The 14,115-nt window shown below is 58.9% G+C and carries 16 protein-coding genes and 1 tRNA gene; 11 read left to right on the forward strand and 6 right to left on the reverse strand.

Annotation, left to right across the window (positions count from 1 at the left end; all coding sequences use genetic code 11):
* Positions 1 to 96: 96 nt before the first annotated feature.
* The 4 genes from ACYZT6_RS24480 to ACYZT6_RS24495 form a co-directional block, all read right to left on the reverse strand.
* Positions 97 to 354 (reverse strand): DUF2164 domain-containing protein, encoded by a 258-nt coding sequence (locus ACYZT6_RS24480; RefSeq protein WP_090176775.1) that lies wholly within the window; start codon positions 352 to 354, stop codon positions 97 to 99.
* Positions 355 to 993, reverse strand: coding sequence for an imidazole glycerol phosphate synthase subunit HisH (gene hisH, locus ACYZT6_RS24485; RefSeq protein ID WP_150579556.1), 639 nt, complete (start codon positions 991 to 993; stop codon positions 355 to 357).
* Positions 993 to 1,586 (reverse strand): imidazoleglycerol-phosphate dehydratase HisB, encoded by a 594-nt coding sequence (hisB, locus tag ACYZT6_RS24490; protein ID WP_003218037.1) that lies wholly within the window; start codon positions 1,584 to 1,586, stop codon positions 993 to 995. Before hisB ends, hisH begins: the two co-directional genes overlap by 1 nt.
* Before the next feature lie 248 nt (positions 1,587 to 1,834).
* Positions 1,835 to 3,499 (reverse strand): OFA family MFS transporter, encoded by a 1,665-nt coding sequence (locus tag ACYZT6_RS24495; RefSeq protein ID WP_462028971.1) that lies wholly within the window; start codon positions 3,497 to 3,499, stop codon positions 1,835 to 1,837.
* 222 nt (positions 3,500 to 3,721) lie between these two features.
* Here ACYZT6_RS24495 and ACYZT6_RS24500 point away from each other — a divergent pair, with 222 nt between their 5' ends.
* From ACYZT6_RS24500 to ACYZT6_RS24520, 5 genes are all read left to right on the forward strand, one after another.
* A complete protein-coding gene (locus ACYZT6_RS24500; protein WP_462028972.1) occupies positions 3,722 to 4,126 on the forward strand; it encodes an acetyl-CoA sensor PanZ family protein in 405 nt (134 codons plus the stop codon).
* A 78-nt stretch (positions 4,127 to 4,204) separates the two neighbouring features.
* Positions 4,205 to 6,424: an AsmA family protein gene (locus ACYZT6_RS24505; RefSeq protein ID WP_462028973.1), complete on the forward strand. Its 2,220-nt coding sequence runs from the start codon at positions 4,205 to 4,207 to the stop codon at positions 6,422 to 6,424.
* A complete protein-coding gene (gene mutY / locus ACYZT6_RS24510) occupies positions 6,421 to 7,488 on the forward strand; it encodes an A/G-specific adenine glycosylase (RefSeq protein WP_462028974.1) in 1,068 nt (355 codons plus the stop codon). Before ACYZT6_RS24505 ends, mutY begins: the two co-directional genes overlap by 4 nt.
* Positions 7,485 to 7,757: an oxidative damage protection protein gene (locus ACYZT6_RS24515; RefSeq protein ID WP_064675437.1), complete on the forward strand. Its 273-nt coding sequence runs from the start codon at positions 7,485 to 7,487 to the stop codon at positions 7,755 to 7,757. Before mutY ends, ACYZT6_RS24515 begins: the two co-directional genes overlap by 4 nt.
* 103 nt (positions 7,758 to 7,860) lie before the next feature.
* Positions 7,861 to 7,936 (forward strand) — tRNA-Phe (locus ACYZT6_RS24520).
* A gap of 63 nt (positions 7,937 to 7,999) precedes the next feature.
* Here the strand turns inward: ACYZT6_RS24520 and ACYZT6_RS24525 are convergent.
* A complete protein-coding gene (locus tag ACYZT6_RS24525) occupies positions 8,000 to 8,449 on the reverse strand; it encodes a carboxypeptidase regulatory-like domain-containing protein (RefSeq protein ID WP_462028975.1) in 450 nt (149 codons plus the stop codon).
* 262 nt (positions 8,450 to 8,711) lie between these two features.
* Here ACYZT6_RS24525 and ACYZT6_RS24530 point away from each other — a divergent pair, with 262 nt between their 5' ends.
* The 6 genes from ACYZT6_RS24530 (at position 8,712) to vapC (ending at position 12,547) form a co-directional block, all read left to right on the forward strand.
* Positions 8,712 to 9,767 carry a PDDEXK nuclease domain-containing protein gene (locus ACYZT6_RS24530; protein ID WP_462028976.1) on the forward strand — a complete coding sequence of 352 codons (1,056 nt, stop codon included), beginning with the start codon at positions 8,712 to 8,714 and terminating at the stop codon, positions 9,765 to 9,767.
* 71 nt (positions 9,768 to 9,838) lie between these two features.
* Entirely contained in the window at positions 9,839 to 10,813 is a 975-nt protein-coding gene (locus ACYZT6_RS24535) for an alpha/beta hydrolase family protein (RefSeq protein WP_462028977.1), read from the forward strand.
* 38 nt (positions 10,814 to 10,851) lie between these two features.
* Complete coding sequence (locus ACYZT6_RS24540; RefSeq protein ID WP_462028978.1) at positions 10,852 to 11,268, forward strand: hypothetical protein; 417 nt, start codon at positions 10,852 to 10,854, stop codon at positions 11,266 to 11,268.
* 6 nt (positions 11,269 to 11,274) lie between these two features.
* Positions 11,275 to 11,727, forward strand: coding sequence for a hypothetical protein (locus ACYZT6_RS24545; RefSeq protein WP_462028979.1), 453 nt, complete (start codon positions 11,275 to 11,277; stop codon positions 11,725 to 11,727).
* A gap of 182 nt (positions 11,728 to 11,909) precedes the next feature.
* The gene (gene vapB / locus ACYZT6_RS24550; RefSeq protein ID WP_462028980.1) at positions 11,910 to 12,140 is read left to right on the forward strand and encodes a type II toxin-antitoxin system VapB family antitoxin; all 231 of its coding nucleotides are present in this window, start codon (positions 11,910 to 11,912) and stop codon (positions 12,138 to 12,140) included.
* A complete protein-coding gene (vapC, locus tag ACYZT6_RS24555) occupies positions 12,140 to 12,547 on the forward strand; it encodes a type II toxin-antitoxin system tRNA(fMet)-specific endonuclease VapC (RefSeq protein WP_461978575.1) in 408 nt (135 codons plus the stop codon). Before vapB ends, vapC begins: the two co-directional genes overlap by 1 nt.
* A 92-nt stretch (positions 12,548 to 12,639) precedes the next feature.
* Here vapC and gabP read toward each other — a convergent pair whose 3' ends face one another.
* A complete protein-coding gene (gene gabP / locus ACYZT6_RS24560) occupies positions 12,640 to 14,031 on the reverse strand; it encodes a GABA permease (protein WP_462028981.1) in 1,392 nt (463 codons plus the stop codon).
* Between the last annotated feature and the right edge of the window lie 84 nt (positions 14,032 to 14,115).

Genomic DNA, 14,115 nt, shown 5'->3' on the forward strand with positions numbered 1-14,115 from the left:
TTCCTTCGTCAAAAGAGCTGCAAGCTGCAAGCCACTAGCTGCAAGCGTGCGCGGTTCCAAATCTTGCAGCTTGAAGCTTGCGGCCTGAAGCTGCTTTTATTCTTTCTCGAGCGCCCACAAGTCGCTTTCGATGCTTTCGAACCTCTCTTTGAGGTGCGTCTGCACATCGAAAATCGCCCTGTTGTAATAGTGCGGCGCAATTTCTCGGGTAAACAGCTCAAGGATTTCAGCCGCTTCGAACGAACCCAGGTCCAGTTCGAAGCGATCTTCCATGAAGCGTTTGATCTTGTGATTGGCCTCGTTCTCCTGCTCGGGAGTGAGGGTCAGGATCGGCGGCTTCTTCTTGACCGCCATTTACCAGCGACCATCCCACGCGGCAAAGTTCTGCAGCAATTGCAGGCCATGGGTATGGCTCTTCTCAGGGTGGAACTGCACGGCGAAACGCGAGCCTTCGGCCAGCGCTGCAGCGAAATCGACACCGTAATGACCGCCACCCACCACCTGCCGCGCATTGCCGGCAGCGATGTAGTAGCTGTGCACGAAATAGAAACGTGCCAGGTCTGGAATGTCGTGCCACAGCGGGTGACTCACCGTCTGCTTCACTTCGTTCCAGCCCATGTGCGGGACTTTCAGGTGTTCGCCGTCTTCGTGCAGGTCTTTGCCGAAGAACTTCACCGCGCCCGGGAACAGGCCGATGCAGTCGACGCCGTCGTTCTCTTCGCTGCTGTCGAGCAAGGCTTGCATGCCCACGCAGATGCCGAGGAACGGACGATCCTGGCTGACTTCACGCACCAGCGAGTCGAAGCCCAGGCGACGGATCTCCGCCATGCAATCGCGAATCGCGCCGACGCCGGGGAAAACCACTCGGTCGGCTTCGCGAATCACGTCGGCATCGCTGGTGATCAGGACCTTGCCGGCACCGACGTGCTCGAGGGCCTTGGCCACCGAGTGCAGGTTGCCCATGCCGTAATCGATAACCGCGACCGTCTGCATTACAGAACGCCTTTGGTCGACGGCATCTGACCGGCCATGCGGTCATCGAGCTCTACGGCCATGCGCAGTGCGCGGCCGAATGCCTTGAACACGGTTTCGATCTGGTGGTGGGTGTTGGTGCCACGCAGGTTGTCGATGTGCAGGCTGACGAGGGCATGGTTGACGAAGCCCTGGAAAAATTCCTGGAACAGGTCAACGTCGAAACCGCCGACGGTGGCGCGGGTGTAGGGAACATGCATTTGCAGGCCAGGACGGCCGGAGAAGTCGATCACCACGCGCGACAGCGCTTCATCGAGCGGCACGTAGGCGTGACCGTAGCGACGGATGCCTTTCTTGTCGCCGATGGCTTTGGCAAAGGCCTGACCCAGGGTGATACCGACGTCTTCCACGGTGTGGTGGTCGTCGATATGCAGGTCGCCCTTGCTGACAATATCCAGGTCGATCAGCCCGTGACGGGCGATCTGGTCCAGCATGTGCTCAAGAAAAGGAACACCGATATCAAATCGGGCCTTTCCGGTGCCATCCAGGTTGATCGAGGCTTTGATCTGGGTTTCCAGAGTGTCGCGCTCGACTGACGCCTTACGTTCGGCCATCACCAGCTCCGCAAAATCATTGGGCGAAAAAGGCAGCCATTATAGGGGCGCGGGCGCGAAACAGAAACACGGGAGGTGATATGACTGACGGAGTGAATCCGACAGTGCCGGGGTTGTACCTGTAATGACATGTAGGAGCGAGGCTTGCCCGCGAAGGCGGTGTACCTGATACACCGCGTCATCGTTCTTCGCGAGCAAGCTTCGCTCCTACAGGGAGCGGTGCGCCCGACGGGTCGGGCGCGAGAACATCAGTGGAAGAGCACCGCAGTTTTCTGCAGCGTCACCCAAACACCCCACGCCAACGGAATGCCTACCACCAGCCAGGCAGCAATCGCCAACGGCTTGGTGCCTGCATCCGCTTTCCACTCCAGCACGGTGCTGGCATCAGCCCCCTTGTCGTGGCCCAGCGCCTGTTCGGCGGCCAGTTCAGCGTCAGTCATGAAGTACTTGTCGGCCACCGGGCGAACCATGAGGTTGCACAGGAAACCCAGCACCAGCAGGCCCGCGAGGATGTACAGAGTGATGTCGTAAGCCGCGGCGCGTTCAACGCCGATGCTCAGCTGATACTCACGCAGATAGTTCACCAGTACCGGACCCAACACGCCCGCCGCCGCCCACGCCGTCAGTAGACGACCGTGGATCGCGCCGACCATTTGCGTACCGAACAGGTCCGCCAGGTAAGCCGGCACGGTCGCAAAACCACCGCCGTACATCGACAGGATGATGCAGAACGCCGCCACGAACAGCGCAACGTTGCCCAGGTGACCGAGGTTCGGGATCAGCGCGTACAGCGCGAAACCGAGGGCGAAGAACACGAAATAGGTGTTTTTACGGCCCAGGTAATCCGAGAACGAAGCCCAGAAGAACCGACCACCGATGTTGAACAGGCTCAGCAAACCGGTGAAACCGGCCGCAATTGCCGCGATCGAAGCCAGTTGCCCGGCGTCCAGTTGACCGAATGGCAAGTCAACACCGATCAATTTACCGCCGAACACTTCCTGCAACAGCGGCGAAGCCATACCCAAGATGCCGATACCGGCCGACACGTTCAGGCACAGCACCAGCCACACCAGACGGAACTGCGGAGTTTTCCACGCCACATTCACGTGAACGTGACGGTGAGTGATCATCGCGTTCGCAGCTTTCTTCGCCGGAGCGGTCCAGCCTTCAGGCTTCCAGCCGGTTGGCGGCACGCGGTAGGACAGTGCGCCACCGATCATGAACACGAAGTAGATCGCGGCCATCACCAGGAAGCTCTGCCACACGCCGACGCTGTCTGCCGAAGCAAAGTGCCCCATCAAGGCTGCGGCCAGCGGAGCACCCACCATCGCGCCACCACCGAAGCCCATGATTGCCATGCCGGTTGCCATGCCGCGCTTGTCCGGGAACCACTTGATCAAGGTCGACACCGGCGAGATGTAACCCAACCCCAGGCCGATACCGCCAATGACCCCGGAGCCGATCCACATCAGCCAGATCTGATGGGTATAGACCCCCAGCGCTGAAATCAGCAGACCACCACACCAGCACAGCGCCGATACAACGCCAGCCTTGCGCGGCCCGGCATGTTCCAGCCAGCCGCCCCAGATCGCTGCCGAGCAGCCGAGGAAGATGAAGAACAGGGTGTAGATCCAGCCGAGCATCGAGATCGGCCAGTCACATTGCGAAGAAAAAACCTGCGAGATGAAGCTCATGTCCGGTGCGCAGGCCACTGCCTTGGTCACGCCCAGGGCTTTGGACAGCGGCAGCCAGAACACCGAGAAGCCATAGGCCATGCCGATGCAAAGGTGGATGGCCAGAGCGGCCGGTGGTACCAGCCAACGGTTGAAACCGGGCTTGGCGATGATGCGCTCCTTGGACAGGAACGCGGGCTGATCGGCTTTGAGGCCGTCCGCCGTGATGCTCGTGGTCATTGTGTATCCCCCAATTATTAGTATGGTTCGCCAGCCACTCTTCGACCCCAGCCTTATGCGCACGCATGACTGTTTTTTTCAGGCGAAGCTCCATTTAGTGCGACATCACGCCGCAGAAGGACGGACGAACTGGCAGAGGTTACCATCTGTACGTGACAGAAAAACCAAAGTGATATCACCTTTATGTAAGTCGTCTGTTCTCGTACCACTGAAGGAACCGCCATGCCGATCATTGTCGAGCCGCTGCACGAAGCCACTTACCAGGATCAGCAAGACCTGCAAAAAATTTACCGCGACGCGCCAGACTGGCTGTTCGCCCCGTTTTCCGGGGATGTGCAGCTGATTGAAGGCTGCCTGGGCGACGGTTCGCTGATCGCCGGGCGCTTCAATGATCGGCTGCTTGGGGCCGCTCGTTTGCAGCGCCAGCCTGATGTTTGGCACTTGTCCCAAATATGCGTACGAAAAATTACCCGTCGTCGTGGCGTTGCCGAGCGCCTGGTGAACGAAGCGCAGAAAATGGCGTCGCAATCGGGCGCGACATTACGACTGCTCGCGCCTGCCGGGCATCTTGAAGCGCAGGCACTGGCCGCCAAGCTGAAAGTGCCGCTGGATGTGCTGCCGGCGTGATCGCTGACCGGTCATCCGCTTCGGAGCGCTATACTCCCCGGCTAAATTTCGAATTCGACTAACTACAAGGACTCGCCCATGAAAGCGTTCGGCAAAATCCTGGGTCTGGTGCTTCTCGGGCTGTTGCTGATCATTGTGGCGCTGGGCTTTGCCCTGACCCACCTCTTTGATCCCAACGACTATAAAGACGAGATCCGCCAGATTGCCCGCGACAAGGCCCACATCGAGCTGACGCTCAATGGCGATATCGGCTGGAGCCTGTTCCCGTGGCTTGGCCTGGAATTGCACGAAGCCAGTGTCGCGACCCTGGCCAAGCCCACCGAGCCGTTTGCCGACTTGCAGATGCTTGGCCTGTCAGTGCGCGTGCTGCCGCTGCTGCGCCGCGAAGTGCAGATGAGTGACGTGCGTGTCGAAGGCCTGAACCTGCGCCTGACCCGCGACAAGGACGGCCACGGCAACTGGGAAGACATCGGCAAAGTCCCGGCGTCAGCCACCCCGGCCACTCCTGGCGAACCTGTTCCGGCTCCAGAAACCACCGTTCAGGTGGAAAAACCGGCCCAGCCGATTCGCCTGGACATCGACAGCCTGACCGTCAACAACGCCCGCGTTGAATACAGCGACGAGAAGACCGGCAAGCAGTTCAGCGCCGAAAGCATCCAGCTGAGTACCGGCCCGGTCCACGATTCGACCAACATTCCGGTCAAACTCACGGCGTTCCTCGGCACCAACCAGCCGGTCCTGCGGGTACGCACTGAGCTGAATGGCGAGCTGCGTTTTGAACGCGCATTGCAGCGCTACAAACTCGAAGACATGAAGCTCTCCGGCGAAGTCGCCGGCGATCCGCTGCAAGGCAAGACCATGACTTTCGCCGCCCAAGGCCAGTTGCTGCTGGATAAAGCGGCGAACGTCGCCGAATGGACTGGCATCAAGATCTCCGCCAACCAATTGCGCGCACTGGGCGAACTGAAGGTCAACGACCTCGACAAGACGCCGCAAATCAGCGGCGGCATTTCGATCGCCCAGTTCGACCTGGCGAAATTCGTCGACAGCATCGGCCAGAAACTCCCGGCCATGGCGGAAGGCAGCCTGAGCAAAGTCGAGCTGGTCAGCCGTCTAGCGGGCACGCCGACCAGCGTGTCGTTCGACGACATCAATCTGAAAGTCGACGACAGCACCTTCAGCGGCCGTATCTCCGTCGAGGACTTCGCCAAACAATCGCTGCGCGCAACCCTCAAGGCTGACACCTTCAACGCTGATCGTTACCTGCCACCGAAATCCGCCGAAGCCAATAGCGCGACACAAGTGCGTCAGGCCGAAGTCGCCAGCACCGAAGCCGATGCCATGGCGGGCGCCGGCAGCACCCCGTTGCCCGCCGCACCGACCAAAACCGCGTGGAGTACTGAACGCCTGTTGCCGGTAGAGCGCCTGAGCAAACTCGACGTGGACGCCGACCTGACCTTCGGCCTGCTGACCCTCGACAAACTGCCGATCCAGAACGCAGCGCTCAAGGCCACCGGCCAGGGCGGCCTGCTGACCCTTGAGAACCTGCGCGGCGACCTGTACGAAGGCAACTTCGAAGCCAAGGGCACCCTGGACGTACGCCAGGAAGTACCCGCACTGAACATGCAGACGCGCATCACCAAAGTACCTGTGGAAAAAATCCTCGAAAGCCAAGGGAAGAATCCACCGGTCAAAGGTCTGGTGACGCTCAACAGTGCGTTGACCGGCAGCGGCAATAGCCAGCAAGCACTGATCGACACGCTCAATGGCAACGCCAGTTTCGTCATCAATAACGGCGTGCTGCTCAATGCCAACCTCGAGCAACAACTGTGCAAAGGCATCGCCACCCTTAACCGCAAAACCCTCAGCGGCGAACCACGGGGCAAGGACACACCGTTCCAGGAGCTCAACGGCAACCTGACCTTCCGTAACGGCGTGGCCAGCAACCCGGACCTGAAAGTGCGTATCCCGGGCATGACCGTGAAGGGTGACGGCGACGTCGACCTGCGAGTGCTGGGCATGGATTACCGTGTCGGCGTGATCGTCGAAGGCGACAAGAGCGACATGCCGGATCCGGCCTGCCAGGTTGGCGAGAAGTTTGTCGGCATCGAATGGCCGCTACGCTGCCGTGGCCCGCTGGAACTTGGCGCCAAGGCTTGCCGCCTCGATAACGAACGCATGGGCCAGGTCGCGAGCAAGCTGGCGGGTGAACAGATCAGCGAGAAAATCGACGAGAAGCTTGGCGACAAGGTCAGCCCTGAGCTGAAAAACGCGCTGAAGGGGCTGTTCAAGCGATGAGAGCCGAGCAGTTTTCATCGGCGGTGCTGGACTGGTACGACCGCCACGGCCGCCACGACTTGCCTTGGCAACAAGGCATCACACCGTATCGGGTGTGGGTCTCGGAAATCATGTTGCAGCAAACCCAAGTCAGCACCGTGCTGAATTACTTCGACCGTTTCATGGCCTCGCTGCCGACGGTCGAAGCCCTGGCCGCCGCGCCGGAAGACGAAGTGCTGCACCTGTGGACCGGGCTCGGTTATTACACCCGCGCGCGCAATTTGCAGAAAACCGCGAAGATCGTCGTCGCCGAGTACGGCGGCGAGTTTCCGCGAGATGTGGAAAAGCTTGTCGAGTTGCCGGGCATCGGTCTGTCCACGGCCGGCGCCATCGCCAGCCTGAGCATGGGCCTGCGGGCGCCGATCCTCGACGGCAACGTCAAACGGGTCCTGGCGCGCTTTACCGCGCAGGAGGGTTATCCGGGCGAGCCTAAAGTCGCCAAACAGCTGTGGGCGCACGCTGAGCGCTTCACGCCCCATGATCGGGTCAACGCCTACACCCAGGCGATGATGGATCTGGGCGCCACGCTTTGCACCCGCAGCAAACCGAGCTGCCTGCTGTGCCCGCTGGAAAAGAGCTGCGAAGCGCACATGCTCGGCCTGGAAACCCGTTACCCGATCCCCAAGCCGCGCAAAGCCGTGCCACAGAAGCGCACGCTGATGCCGATGCTCGCCAACGGCGAAGGCGCGATTCTGCTTTACCGTCGCCCTTCCACGGGCTTGTGGGGCGGTCTCTGGAGCCTGCCGGAACTCGACGACCTCGACGACCTGCAACATCTGGCCACGCAGCATTCGCTGGAACTGGGCAGCCAACAAGCGCTGCCGAGCCTGGTGCACACCTTCAGCCATTTTCAGTTGTCCATCGAACCCTGGCTGGTTCAGGTCCAGGAGGCCGGCCATCACGTGGCCGAGGCTGACTGGCTCTGGTATAACCTCGCCACCCCGCCGCGCCTGGGCCTTGCCGCCCCGGTCAAAACCTTGCTCGAACGCGCGGCCGCCGTATTGAACGCAGGAGAGTTGTCATGACCCGCACCATCATGTGCCGCAAGTACAAAGAAGAATTGCCCGCCCTGGAGCGCGCTCCATTCCCGGGCGCAAAAGGTCAGGACATTTTTGACCACGTCTCGGCCAAGGCCTGGGCCGACTGGCAGAAACACCAGACCCTGCTGATCAACGAAAAACGCCTGAACATGATGAACGCCGAAGACCGTAAATACCTTCAGGGCGAGATGGACAAGTTCTTTTCCGGCGAGGACTACGCCAAGGCTGACGGCTACGTTCCGCCAGCTGAATAATCCTGCTTTCTCGGGGGTCGGATCGTAAGCGACGGTAATAATTAAATATTTTTTGAAAACTTGCTTGACGACCCCCTGAAAAACCCGTTTAATGCGCCCCGTTGCCCAGATAGCTCAGTCGGTAGAGCAGGGGATTGAAAATCCCCGTGTCGGCGGTTCGATTCCGTCTCTGGGCACCAAATACCGAAAACCCTGAATCGCAAGATTCAGGGTTTTTTTATGCCTGGGATTTGATGGGACGGCTACTCATCACCGGTCCAGTGAAAGACCAGATTGCGCGCGGTGTCGCTTCCCACGTCCGTCGTGTCATGTTTCGCCTCACCATTGCGGGTCGCGACTACGGTGTACCTGCCGGGCGGCAACTGAACGTAAACCAGCGGGCCCGCCTGACTCAGCGTCAGCACTGTTTGCCCCGGCGCTTTCTGAATGACGACATCGACGTCGGGAATGTATTTATTCTCCGGCCCGACCGAGAAGGTCATGTGCAGGTTGTATCCAGTGGTTTGCTGGATGGCCTTTGCCTCATCCTCGCCGATACCGCCGGACACATAAGTGATCCCGTTTTGCTCTTGCCTCTGGACTTGCACGCCAGAGCTGTCGATGGGCTCAAGGCTCGCGGCCCACGACGTGGCTGGAAACATCAATACGCCGACGGCGACGATGGGCAGCATGAGTGAATGGACGTACTTCATGGTCGCTACTCCTGGGCTCTACAGTGCCCTCCTGGTCCTTCACTTTTGATTTCCCGGGGGACGGCCAAGTTTTAGATTGATTCGGTCTTGAGCTCACTGCGAAAAGGACTACGCCTTGTATTCCTCATGTCTATGCTGCCGTCGGCAGGATCCTGCAAAACGAATCCGCCCTTTCCTGCGGATTTTCCAGCCACGCCCTGCATCGCCAACCCGCCCTCTTTTGCCATCCTCCTCCGCCTGTTCCTCCATCCGCGGAAGACTCATGAGCATCGTCAGAACCGAAAACACTCAAGACCCACAACTCGCCTCTCTGGTGGGCAACCTTGGCGAACTGATACGTCAGGCGCGACAGAAAGTGCTGCGAGCGGTCGATACCGTTCAGGTGCAAACCTGCTGGCAGATTGGAAGGCATATTGTCGAGTTTGAGCAGGAAGGGGCTCGACGGGCGGAGTACGGCAAGCAGTTGCTGCCGACGTTAGCCAAGGCTTTAACAACGCAGTTTGGGAAAGGCTTTGACGCCTCCAACCTCCGTTACATGCGTCTTTTTTATCAAGCTTTCCCAAAGTGTGACGCACTGCGTCACGAATTGAGCTGGACCCACTACCGCCGGCTATTGCGAGTGGATAACGAACACGCCCGCCACTGGTACATGAACGAATCAGCCATACAAAACTGGTCATCCCGCGCCCTGGAACGCCAGATCAACACCCTGTACTACGAACGCTTATTAGCCAGCCGCGACCGCCCCGCCGTCAAACAGGAAGCCGCAACCAACATCCAGAAAATGAACGCGCACCCTCGGGACTTCATCAGGGATCCGGTGATGCTGGAGTTTCTGGGCCTGCCCGACGCGGGCCTGACCCAGGAAACCGATCTCGAACAAGCACTGATCCAGCAGCTTCAAGCCTTCCTGCTTGAACTGGGCAAAGGCTTTGCCTTCATCGCCCGCCAACAACGCATCAGCACCGACAGCAAAGACTTCTACATCGACCTGGTGTTCTACAACTACCTGCTCAATTGCTTCGTCATCTTCGATCTAAAGCGAGGCGAGCTGACCCACCAGGACGTCGGCCAGATGGACATGTACGTGCGTATGTATGACGACCTCAAACGCGGACCGGAGGACGGCCCTACCGTCGGCATCATTCTCTGCGCGCAGAAAGATGAATCGGTGGTGCGCTATTCAGTGGTGGAGGGCAACGAGCAACTGTTCGCCAGTAAGTACAAGCTGGTATTGCCGAGCGAAGAGGAACTTCGTGCGGAGCTGGATCGGGAACGCGCCGTGCTTGAGGACCGACAACACAATCGAACGTTGTAAAACGACGGGTGGATTGTTCACAAGCGATGTGAGGACTATCGTTGGCAACTACCCGCAAAGGTCCAAAGCCGATGAATTTGCAGGACATGCCGGCACTGGCGCCGACTCAAATCGAATTGCCGCTGACCACCGACACTGCTGGCGAATCGTTCAAGGAGCCCGCCGCAGACGGCTTTAGCCTCGGCGGTTTCACTTGGCGGCACGCCACTCAGGACAGCGCGCGCCCAGTCGTCATCATCAACGCGGCCACCTCGGTTCGTTGCCGACACTATTCGCGCTTCGCTGACTACCTGTTCGCCAACGATTTCGATGTCATCACCTATGACTACCGCGGCATCGGTGAGTCGCGCCCGACGTCGCTGAAAGGGTTGGAGGCGTCATGGTCCGATTGGGGTGCGCTGGATTTCGAGGCGATGCTGAAACGCGCGCAGCGCGAATCCCCCGGCCAACCCATCGACGTAGTCGGCCACAGCTTTGGAGGCTGTGCAGCGGGCTTGGGAGCGTCCGGGCATTTGATTCGGCACTTGGTGACGGTCGGCGCGCAATTCGCCTACTGGCGCGACTATGCGCCCGCCCATCGCTGGCGGATGTTCGGCAAGTGGCATGTAGTGATGCCGTTGATGACCTTGCTTTACGGTTACTTCCCCGGAAAACGCTTCGGCTGGCTGGAGGACACACCCGCCGGCGTGGTTCGCGACTGGAGCACGCCCACTGCACGCTACGAAACGCGGCCCAGTGGTCGTGTCATTCATGCAAAAACCGGCCAGCTTCCCTTTGCATCAGTCAGCGCAAAAACCTTGGCCATCAGCATCAGCGATGATCCTTACGGTACGATTGCGGCCATTGAACGCCTGCTCGGCTATTTCACCGGCAGCGCAAACACCCATCTGCGAATCGCACCCGAAGACATCGGAGAAGAAGAAGTCGGACATTTCGCCTTTTTTCGCAGCGCATACCAAGCCACACTATGGCCCATTGCATTGTCCTGGTTGCAGACCGGCGAACTGGCCCCCGATACACCCGGGCGGCGAGTGCCAGGCAACTGATCGACCCGCCCCTCTCATCGAATTACGGAACGACACCCATGGCATCCGCCAACAAGCAGAACAAACGCGCCACCCGCGCCAAAGCCAAGGCCAAGCAGAACCGCACCCAACGGGCCGCCGCGCCGGTCGAGCTGGACCCGAACGATGATCGCATCGATTTTGAATCGGTTGACCTCACCGAACTGTTCAAAGAAATGATCGATGCCGAAAAAATCAGCCAACAAGCCATGTGTGCAGCCTTCCTCGAACACCCGCTGCTCGCGCTGGTGCTGGAGCAGGAAGGCGAAGAAACAGCTACAGACTTCATCATTGGTGCGCTGATCGAGTATCGCCAATGGTCCACCGAAGTCGACGAAGCCGGCGCCTTGGCCTGGATCGAGTCCCCAGCCTTCCAGGTTGATTACGTGGCGGCTTCCGAAGCCATCGCAGCCCAAAACCAACAGAAACCGAACTGAGTTCCCATGGCATCCCTGAACAAGCAGCAAAAACGCGCCAAACGCGCCAAGATCAAAGCCAAGCAAATCAACATCCACGGCCGAAAACCCGCCGCGCTGGACGACGACCTGGATGAAATCGGCGAGCCGATCCCGGAATACACCCTGGCAATGTTCAGCAAAATGCGCGACGCGGAAGCCATCAGCCGTAACGACATGCTGAAGATTCTGCTGTCGGACCTCGCCGAAATCATCAGCGACCATCCAGAACTGCTGGACATGGAAAACGCCGACAACGAAGCCATGGCCGCCACTCACCTGGCAGCCGACATGCTGATCGACTACCGCATGTGGACCGACGGCATGGACCGCGATGCCGCACAGGCCTGGCTGACCGATCCGCAGTTCATCACTGATTTTGGCGATGCGCTGGACAGCTATCGTCAGTCGTTGGATGCGCAGGAAGAAAAGAGCGAGTAAATACTCGCCCTTGAAAGCAAAAACGGCCGCTTGTCATCACTGACAGCGGCCGTTTTCTTTGGAATTTATCACTGAAAATCTACACAACCTCTTGTCAGCTGCTTCGTATATCCCGTTGACATATCCCTAATGAAATCTACTCTAGGGACTCATAACACCCGTAGAACCGCAGGAGGCCAAATATGGAGCAGACCACTCTTTTCATGAGCAATCGCAGCCAGGCTGTACGCTTACCAAAAGCCGTAGCGATGCCGAGCGATGTAAAACGGGTCAACATTGTCGCCATCGGCCGGGCTCGCATCATCACGCCAGCGGACGAGACTTGGGACAGTTGGTTCGACGGAGATGGCGTGAGCACAGATTTTATGACTGATCGCCAACAACCTGCTGATCAGGAGCGTGAGTCGTTCTGATGATCAAGTTCATGCTCGATACCAACATTTGCATCTTCACCATCAAGAACAAACCGCAAATCGTAAGAGAAGCATTCAACCTTCATGACGGACAGTTATGTATCAGCGCGATTACGCTGATGGAATTGATCTACGGTGCCGAAAAATCAGCGACTCCCGAAAAGAACCTCGCCGTGATCGAAGGTTTCACCGCACGCCTTGAAGTTTTCCCTTTTGACAATGAAGCAGCCGCGCACACCGGAATGATCCGGTCCGAACTGGCAAAGGCTGGAACACCCATTGGCCCCTATGACCAAATGATTGCCGGCCATGCGCGCTCACGAGGGTTGATTGTGGTTACCAACAACCTGCGCGAGTTCGAACGGGTGCCGGGATTACGTGTAGAAGACTGGATTCACCCCGATTGAATCGAACAAAGCCAATCGAAAAAAACGACCGCGATCATTTCTGATGGCGGTCGTTTCTGTGCTTCAACAGCGTTTGTCTTGAGTCAGGACACTCAGCGCGCTACCGCTGCGATCATCTGCTCGTTGCGACGACGGCGCGCCACAAACAAGCCAGCAGCCACGACCAACAAACTCAGCAGACCGGTCGCGAGGATTTCCACGCGATGGGCATCCTGGAACAGCATGATGGTCAGTGCCGCGACGATGAAGATGATTACCGCGTAGGTCAGGCCCGGAAAGAGCCACATGCTGAAGGCGATTTTCTCACCGCGAGCCATACGCTGTTTGCGCATACGCAGTTGCGAAATCGCGATCACCAGGTACACCAGCAGCGCGATGGCGCCGGAGCTGGCCAGCAGGAATTCGAACACCGCCGCCGGGGCCACGTAGTTGGCGAAGGTTGCCACGAACGCCGCGCCGGTGGAGAGCATGACTGCCCAGTACGGCGTGCCGCTCTTGTTGGTGCGGGTTGACACGGCCGGTGCATCACCGCGTTTGCCCAGCGAGAACAGCATGCGCGACGAGGTGTAGAGCGCCGAGTTCAGGCAGCTGGTTACAGCGACCAGAACCACGATATCGACGATCATCTTGGCGTTTGGGATGCCCATGCGCTCAAGCACAGTCTGGTACGAACCCAGGTTCGCCAGTACCGGATCGTTCCATGGCACCAGGGCCACAACGATGAAGATCGACACGAGGTAGAACAAGCCGATCCGCCAGATCACCGAGTTGGTTGCCTTGGAAATCTGCTTGCCTGGATCCTTCGATTCCGCGGCCGCGATGGTCACGATCTCGGTACCCATGAAGGAGAACATGGTGGTCAGGATCGCACCCAAGACCGCGCCCATGCCGTTTGGCAGGAAGCCTTGGGTGTCGAACAAGTGCGAAACACCGCTGACCTGGCTGTTCGGCAGGAAGCCGAAGATCGCCGCGATACCCAGCCCGATGAAACCGATGATCGCCACAACCTTAATCAGGGCGAACCAGAATTCAAACTCACCGTAATTCTTCACACTGAACAGGTTGGTCACCGTCAGCAGCATGGTGATTACCAGGGCGAAGGCCCAGATGCCGACACCGGGGAACCACGCGTGCAGGATGGTTGCAGCGGCGTTGGCCTCCAACGGGATTACCAGAACCCAGAACCACCAGTACAACCAGCCGATGGTGAAACCGGCCCAATGGCCGATGGCGCGATCAGCGTAGGTCGAGAACGAGCCAGTATCCGGCGAGGCAACAGCCATTTCACCGAGCATGCGCATCACCAGCACAACCAGCATGCCGGCGGCGGCGTAAGCCAACAGAACAGCCGGGCCTGCGGCAGCGATGGCGTGGCCGGAGCCGACGAACAGGCCGGCGCCGATAACCCCGGCGATCGACAACATGGTCACATGACGCGGCTTGAGCCCCTGTTCGAGGCCATTGGAGCTTGGGGTACTGCTCATTGAAACTACCTTTGTAAGGGAAAGCGATTTGCATCCATCCCGTCTGGCGTTCCTTCTCGTAAAAAGAAACCAACGGGGCGTTCC

The sequence above is a fragment of the Pseudomonas sp. RT6P73 genome (genome assembly GCF_054897715.1).

Bases quoted from the DNA above. Each gene is read 5' to 3' on its own strand.
- ACYZT6_RS24480 (WP_090176775.1), bottom strand. From the start codon at position 354: ATGGCGGTCAAGAAGAAGCCGCCGATCCTGACCCTCACTCCCGAGCAG.
- hisH (WP_150579556.1), bottom strand. From the start codon at position 993: ATGCAGACGGTCGCGGTTATCGATTACGGCATGGGCAACCTGCACTCG.
- hisB (WP_003218037.1), bottom strand. From the start codon at position 1,586: ATGGCCGAACGTAAGGCGTCAGTCGAGCGCGACACTCTGGAAACCCAG.
- ACYZT6_RS24495 (WP_462028971.1), bottom strand. From the start codon at position 3,499: ATGACCACGAGCATCACGGCGGACGGCCTCAAAGCCGATCAGCCCGCG.
- ACYZT6_RS24500 (WP_462028972.1), top strand. From the start codon at position 3,722: ATGCCGATCATTGTCGAGCCGCTGCACGAAGCCACTTACCAGGATCAG.
- ACYZT6_RS24505 (WP_462028973.1), top strand. From the start codon at position 4,205: ATGAAAGCGTTCGGCAAAATCCTGGGTCTGGTGCTTCTCGGGCTGTTG.
- mutY (WP_462028974.1), top strand. From the start codon at position 6,421: ATGAGAGCCGAGCAGTTTTCATCGGCGGTGCTGGACTGGTACGACCGC.
- ACYZT6_RS24515 (WP_064675437.1), top strand. From the start codon at position 7,485: ATGACCCGCACCATCATGTGCCGCAAGTACAAAGAAGAATTGCCCGCC.
- ACYZT6_RS24525 (WP_462028975.1), bottom strand. From the start codon at position 8,449: ATGAAGTACGTCCATTCACTCATGCTGCCCATCGTCGCCGTCGGCGTA.
- ACYZT6_RS24530 (WP_462028976.1), top strand. From the start codon at position 8,712: ATGAGCATCGTCAGAACCGAAAACACTCAAGACCCACAACTCGCCTCT.
- ACYZT6_RS24535 (WP_462028977.1), top strand. From the start codon at position 9,839: ATGAATTTGCAGGACATGCCGGCACTGGCGCCGACTCAAATCGAATTG.
- ACYZT6_RS24540 (WP_462028978.1), top strand. From the start codon at position 10,852: ATGGCATCCGCCAACAAGCAGAACAAACGCGCCACCCGCGCCAAAGCC.
- ACYZT6_RS24545 (WP_462028979.1), top strand. From the start codon at position 11,275: ATGGCATCCCTGAACAAGCAGCAAAAACGCGCCAAACGCGCCAAGATC.
- vapB (WP_462028980.1), top strand. From the start codon at position 11,910: ATGGAGCAGACCACTCTTTTCATGAGCAATCGCAGCCAGGCTGTACGC.
- vapC (WP_461978575.1), top strand. From the start codon at position 12,140: ATGATCAAGTTCATGCTCGATACCAACATTTGCATCTTCACCATCAAG.
- gabP (WP_462028981.1), bottom strand. From the start codon at position 14,031: ATGAGCAGTACCCCAAGCTCCAATGGCCTCGAACAGGGGCTCAAGCCG.